Here is a 6,034-nt window from a genome sequence, read left to right as displayed (position 1 = left end):
TTTAAAACCCCTTTAATCTGGGGGGTCTCGTTGTTTTTTTATACACACCTTTTATTGCCTCTCTGTTTGCTGTTTTTTTTTTTATTGGGGGCCCGGGCGCGCGTTTTTTGGCGGGGGGGGGGGGTGCCAGCTCGGATGCCGAGCCGGACATGACCGCCTCCCCTCACTCCGCCGCGCGGTCGGTGACGCCGACCAGTGTGTGGCGGTCGAGGAGCGCAGCGAGGATGGACGGCCCTTGCTCGCTCGTCGGGATGAACAGCCGCAGTTTCCACGAGGTGATCTCGGAGATCAGGCCTAGCGCCTTCAGCCGCGGAACAAAAGCGTCAGTGAAGCCGATCAATTCGACACGGTAGTCGTTCATGACCCGACTGCGGCGCAGGATCAGGCCATCGGCGAGTTGCAATCCAATCCGTCCGTCGAGGAGTCCGGCCCAGGCGTCCTCCGGCGCGAGCGGCGGGACATTGTCGAGCCCCAGATTGCGCAACATGGTCGCGACAAGGGTCGGCGCGATGTGACGCCCGATGATGCGTTCGCCGGCATCGGTCTGGATCCGGTAGACCTGGCAATCATGATCCGGCAGCCGACGCCAGATCGGCAACAGCAGACCCGCCACAATGTGAAAGGTGCTGGTGGTGAACTCGGGGACGGCGGCGACTTCTGCCTGCCAGAGGTCGCAGAACAGTTTTCGGTCGGCGGGCTGCCAGTGGGTCTCGGCAAGGGCGTCGAGACCGAAGCGCAGCTCGTCTGCCGGCCGCAGCAGGCGCACGCGATGCTCTATCGCGCCGTCGTCGAGCATCAGGCTGGCGGTCGGAAGCTGTATGGCCGCGCGGTTCGATCGCGTGTTCACCAGCAGGGTCGATAGCGGCTCCGCACGGGCAATGGCCAGCGCATCAATGAGCCCGAGCGGCCGGACCCGGTCCTTGCGCGCGACGGTCAGCACATGCGACTGCGCGCCCGAGACCGGGTGCGCGTAGACGGTGCGGCGATCAGTGACGACGATGCTCTCCGCCGTGATGGTCTCGAGGCCCTTGTCGTAATTGCCGGCGGCGATCGCGCCCTCGACCTTCGCCGTCATCAGTTGCTCGAACACTTCGAACAGCAGGTTCTGGGTCTCGATGCGCAGCGCCAGCAGGCGATTGAGCCAGGTCGTGATCGGCGGCAGCTCGTCGCGCAACCCGCCCTCGTCGGTCGTCAGCGACAGCCCAGTCACGGTCTCGAAGGTCGACAGCGAGCAGCCCTCGATCTTGCCCTGGTGCAGCAGATGATAGAACTGGCGAAGGGCCGCACGGGCATAGGGGCTTTCGAGATTGTCCTCGGCACGGAACAGCCCTGCCCCGCCGGTCTGGCGCTGGCCGCGCGTGATCGCGCCCAGCGTGTCGAGCCGTCGTGCGATCGTCGACAGGAAGCGCTTGCCGGCTTTGACGTTGGCGGCCATGGGCCGGAACAACGGCGGTTGCTTCTGATTTGTGCGGTGGCTCCGTCCGAGACCCTGGATGGCGTTGTCGGCGCGCCAGCCGGCCTCGAGCAGATAGTGCTTGCGCAGCCTCTGGTTCCTGACCCCGAGATCGGCGTGATAGGAGCGGCCGGTGCCGCCGGCGTCGGAGAAGATCAGTACGCGCTTGTCGTCATCCATAAAACTCTGGGTCTCGGCGAGGTTGGCCGAGCCCGGGCGGTTCTCGACGGCAAGCCGGTCGATATTGTCGCGGCCGGTCTTCTTGACGATGCGGCGCGCGCGGCCAGTCACCTCGGCAACCGTGTCGGTGCCAAAGTGATGGATGATCTGGTCAAGGGCACTGCCGACCGGCGGCAGCGATGCAAGCCGCTCGACCATCTCGTCGCGCCGGCGAACCGCCTCGCGGCACTGGACCGGGTTGCCATCTTCGTCGTGAACGGGCCGCGAATAGACATTGCCATCGGCGTCCGAGTATTCCTCGAACAACTGCGTCGGGAAGGAGTGCATCAAGTACCCGCCGACATACTCGCGCGGCGTCACGTCGACATGCAGGTCCGACCATTCCTCGGTTGGGATCTCGGCAAGCCGCCGTTCCATCAGCGCTTCGCCGGTCGAGACGATCTGCACAACTGCCGCATGACCGTCGGCGAGGTCCCGCTTGATCGCGCCGATCAGCGTCGGCGTCATCATCGAGGTGATCAAATGTGAGAAAAGACGTTGCTTGGTAGTTTCAAAGGCTGAGCGCGCCGCCGATTTTGCGTTGCGGTTCAGTGTGCCGGACTCACCGGTGATATTGGTGGCCTCGAGTGCGGCGGTCAGGTTGTTGTGGATGACCTGGAAGGCGTCCGCATAGGCGTTGTAGATGCGGATCTGCTCCTCGGTCAGCGCGTGCTCGAGCAGGGCGTATTCGACCCCGTCATAGGAGAGCGAACGCGCCGTATAGAGGCCGAGCGATTTGAGATCGCGGGCGAGCACTTCCATGGCCGCGACACCGCCATCCTCGATCGCGGCGACGAATTCGGCGCGGTTGGCGAATGGAAAGTCCTCGCTGCCCCAAATGCCGAGACGCTGGGCATAGGCGAGGTTCTCGACGGCGGTCGCACCGGTCGCGGAGACGTAGACAACGCGGGCGTCGGGCAGCGCGTGCTGCAGCCGCAGTCCCGCCCTGCCCTGCTGCGACGGGGAGACGTCGCCACGCTCGCTTTTGCCGCCAGCGGCATTGGCCATGGCGTGGGCCTCGTCGAAGACGATGACGCCATCGAAAGATTTTTTGGGCCCCGTCGGGCCTTCGTCCCCCCTCGCGTCTTGTCCGACCCAGTTGAGGATTTGGGCGATCCGGGATTTCTTGCCTTCCCGTTCCTGCGAGCGCAGGGTTGCGTAGGTCGTGAAAAGGATGCCCTCTGCAAGGCGGATCGGCGTGCCCTGCCGATAACGTGAGAGCGGCTGGACGAGAAATTTTTCCTGTCCAAGTGCAGCCCAATCGCGCTGGGCGTCTTCAAGCAATTTGTCCGACTTGGAAATCCAGATCGCACGGCGGCGGCCCTGCAGCCAGTTGTCGAGGATGATGCCGGCGACTTGCCGTCCCTTGCCGCAGCCGGTCCCGTCACCCAAAAACCATCCACGGCGGAAGCGGACAGCGTTCGCAGCATCTTCTGGCGCGGCCGAGACGACATCGCAGGTCTCGTCAACCGTCCAGGCTCCGATGAGATGGCCGCAATGAGCCTCGCCGGCATAGATGACGCTTTCGAGCTGGGCGTCCGACAGCAGGCCCTCGTCGATGATCGCATCAGGAAGAAGCGGTCGATATGAAGGCTTCGGCGGCGCGACGGCCGCCATTGCGGCCGACTGCACGAGCGGCGTCGGATGCGGTTTTGCGCGGGGAATGTCGATCGACTGGAGCGCGTAGGGCTCGTAGATCGTGTCGGTGAGCCGGCAGCCCTCTTCTGGCATCCAGTCGCGCAGTTCATAGGCGAGGGGGACAGCCGGCGTGCTGTTTGCCATGACCTGGCGGGCGGACTTCGCCCGCGCAATCGGGCGGACGGCCTTCGGAGCAGCCGTTGCAACAGCAAGGGGTTTAGCTCTCGCCCCCGATCGGGCGCCCATGTGCATGGCGGCAATGCGCAGCATGCCGCTGGACAATGCCCCGAGCGAATCCGGAAAGCCGCCCGGTGTCCGGGGCGGCAGATCCGTGATCCAGGAGAGCAGCGTTTCGACATCCGTGGCCTTGCCGGGCGACCGGACGAAGCCGGTCGGGTCGGTGGCCGGTACCTTGTCGATAATTGTCAGGCGGGTCTCAGTGGTGGTGCCATGGCGGGCGTAGACACGGCCGTCGATCGCCGCGGTGAAGACGATGGTGCCCTGCTGCTGCAACCGTTCGAAGGCCGGCCGCCATTTGGAGTTTTCGGGAGAAAGCCCGGAGCCGGTGACGGCAACGAGGCGTCCGCCCGGACGCAGGCGCGCGAATGCGGAAGAGAGGTGCCGCCATGCGGCATCGACGACATGGCCGTCGACATAGGCGCCGACGCTGAAGGGTGGATTCATCAGCACGACGGACGGCTCCATGGCCGCGTCGAGATGATCGTCGATATGGGCGGCGTCGTGCCGCGAGACGGGAACGCGCGGGAACAGAAGGCCGAGGAGATCGGCTCGCGTCGCTGCAAGCTCGTTGAGAGCGATCAAGGCGCGCGCCATCTCGGCATGGACGGCGAGCAGACCGGTGCCGGCCGAGGGTTCGAGAACGAGATCGCAAGACGCGATCGCCGCGGCTTGTGCTGTGACGAAGGCCAGCGGCAAGGGCGTCGAGAGCTGCTGCATGGCCTGGCTCTCGTCGGACCGCCGCGTATGAGTGGGAAGAAGTTCGGCGATGCGCTTCATCATCGCCAGCGTTGCCTGCGGCGTGGTGGACCGGGACAGAATCGCAGGGCCGAACCGGCGCAGAAACAGCACCTGGGCGACTTCGAGCGCCTCATAGGCGTCCTTCCAGACCCAGAACCCTTGCGCATCGCTGCCGCCAAAACTTGTCGTCATGGCGGTGCGCAGCGCGGCGGTGGTGACAGGCTCGCCCTGTTCGAGGAAAGGCAAAAGCAGCATTGCCGCCTGATGGATCGCCTGGGCGGTGTCGATAGCGTCCTGTGCCGGCGCGGCGAGGGAAGCGGCCGTACGTGCGACGGTTGAGGTGGTCGAAACAATGTTCATGGAGATGTCCTTCGCGAGAGGGGGGAGTGGCACCCGCGCCGGCACTCTCTCCGCGCCAGCCGGGCCGCACTCCTCCCGGCTCCCCTCTGCCTCTGGCGCCGACGCACCAAAGGGGTTGCGCTCTGCACAAAGCCATGACTTGAATGTCCGGACAGGGATGCGGCGGCGACCTGGAGCTGCGGAGGTGATGCGACGGTTCAGAATTGGCAGTGCGGTCTACGAGGAGGGAGCGCCTGACCTGCAGGCGGCGCTGGCGAACGCCTATGCTCGCACCGAGCGTCCGCTATGCCTGTGCCGCGAGCCGGGCTGCCCGATGTACATCGCCCGCATCGGCGACCTTCATCTGATCAAGCGCATGCCGCTCAGCGGCGGCGGGCATGATCCGTCCTGCGATTCCTATGAATCACCTCACGAACTGTCCGGGCTGGGCGCGCTGATGGGCAGCGCGATACAGCTCGATCCGCAAAGCGGCATGGCGGCCCTCAAATTGGACTTCAGCCTGTCGAAGACAGGGAGCCGGGCAGCATCCGTGCCTGCGGGGCAAAGTTCCGCCAGCGCAACCGCCGATCCCAGGAGGATGTCGCTGCGTGGCCTCCTTCATTATCTCTGGCACGCGGCCGAATTGACGGTCTGGACATCCCGATGGGCTGGCAAGCGACATTGGTGGAATGTCCGCTGGCATCTGCTCGAGGCTGCCGGGCAAATGACGGTGAGGGGCGGACCGCTTGCGGATATGCTTTCCGTGCCCGAGCCGTTTCGGGCCGAGAACAGGCAAGCGATCGAACATCGTCGCAATGCGGCTCTCGGCATGGCGCTCCCGCCGAAATCCGGCCCACGAAAGCTACTGGTTCTGGTCGGCGAGGTGAAAGAGATCGTTCCTGCCCGATCCGGTCAGAAACTTGTCATCAAACATTTGCCCGGCTTTCCCTTCATGATCGACGATGCATTGCACCGCCGCTTGCAGGCTCGTTTCGAGAAAGAATTGTCGCTGTGGGGAGCGGATTCCAGCTCACGTCTCATGACGATCGCGACGTTCGGACTGAATCCGGCCGGCCTCGCCATTGTCGAGGAGATCGCGTTGATGGTGGTGTCCGAGAACTGGATTCCCTACGAGACGGTCCCGGAGAAAAGGCTCGTCGACGCGCTTGCCCGTCTACGCGAGAAGAGTGTCAAGGGATTGCGCTATGACCTGCAACCCGACCAGCCGATTGCTAACGCATTGCTTCAGAACAAGGCGGAGCCGATCGCTCTCTTTGTGGTTCCTGCCGGAGCGGAGGACACGTTCGAAGCGTCGCTCGACGAAATGACCGCCGCGCGACCGCAGATCCGCTCCTGGGTGTGGCGGGTCGGCGAAGGCGATATGCCGCCGCTACCGCTTTGAGCGCC

2 protein-coding genes are annotated in these 6,034 nt (G+C 64.5%); one reads left to right on the top strand and one right to left on the bottom strand.

The genetic code is table 11. The features are described from left to right. Positions 1-163 precede the first annotated feature (163 nt). Positions 164-4,648 (bottom strand): strawberry notch-like NTP hydrolase domain-containing protein, encoded by a 4,485-nt coding sequence (locus NKJ26_RS17215; RefSeq protein WP_352696269.1) that lies wholly within the window; start codon positions 4,646-4,648, stop codon positions 164-166. A gap of 187 nt (positions 4,649-4,835) precedes the next feature. Between NKJ26_RS17215 and NKJ26_RS17210 the strand changes: the two genes are divergently transcribed. Continuing rightward, on the top strand, positions 4,836-6,029 hold the full coding sequence (locus NKJ26_RS17210) for a DUF1173 domain-containing protein (RefSeq protein WP_352696271.1): 1,194 nt from the start codon (positions 4,836-4,838) through the stop codon (positions 6,027-6,029). Positions 6,030-6,034: the final 5 nt, after the last annotated feature.

It is taken from the genome of Mesorhizobium sp. M0152 (assembly GCF_040322415.1).
Taxonomy (GTDB): domain Bacteria; phylum Pseudomonadota; class Alphaproteobacteria; order Rhizobiales; family Rhizobiaceae; genus Mesorhizobium.
The sequence above is the reverse complement of the archived record's forward strand: the minus strand, read 5'-3'. Positions and strand labels throughout refer to the sequence as shown.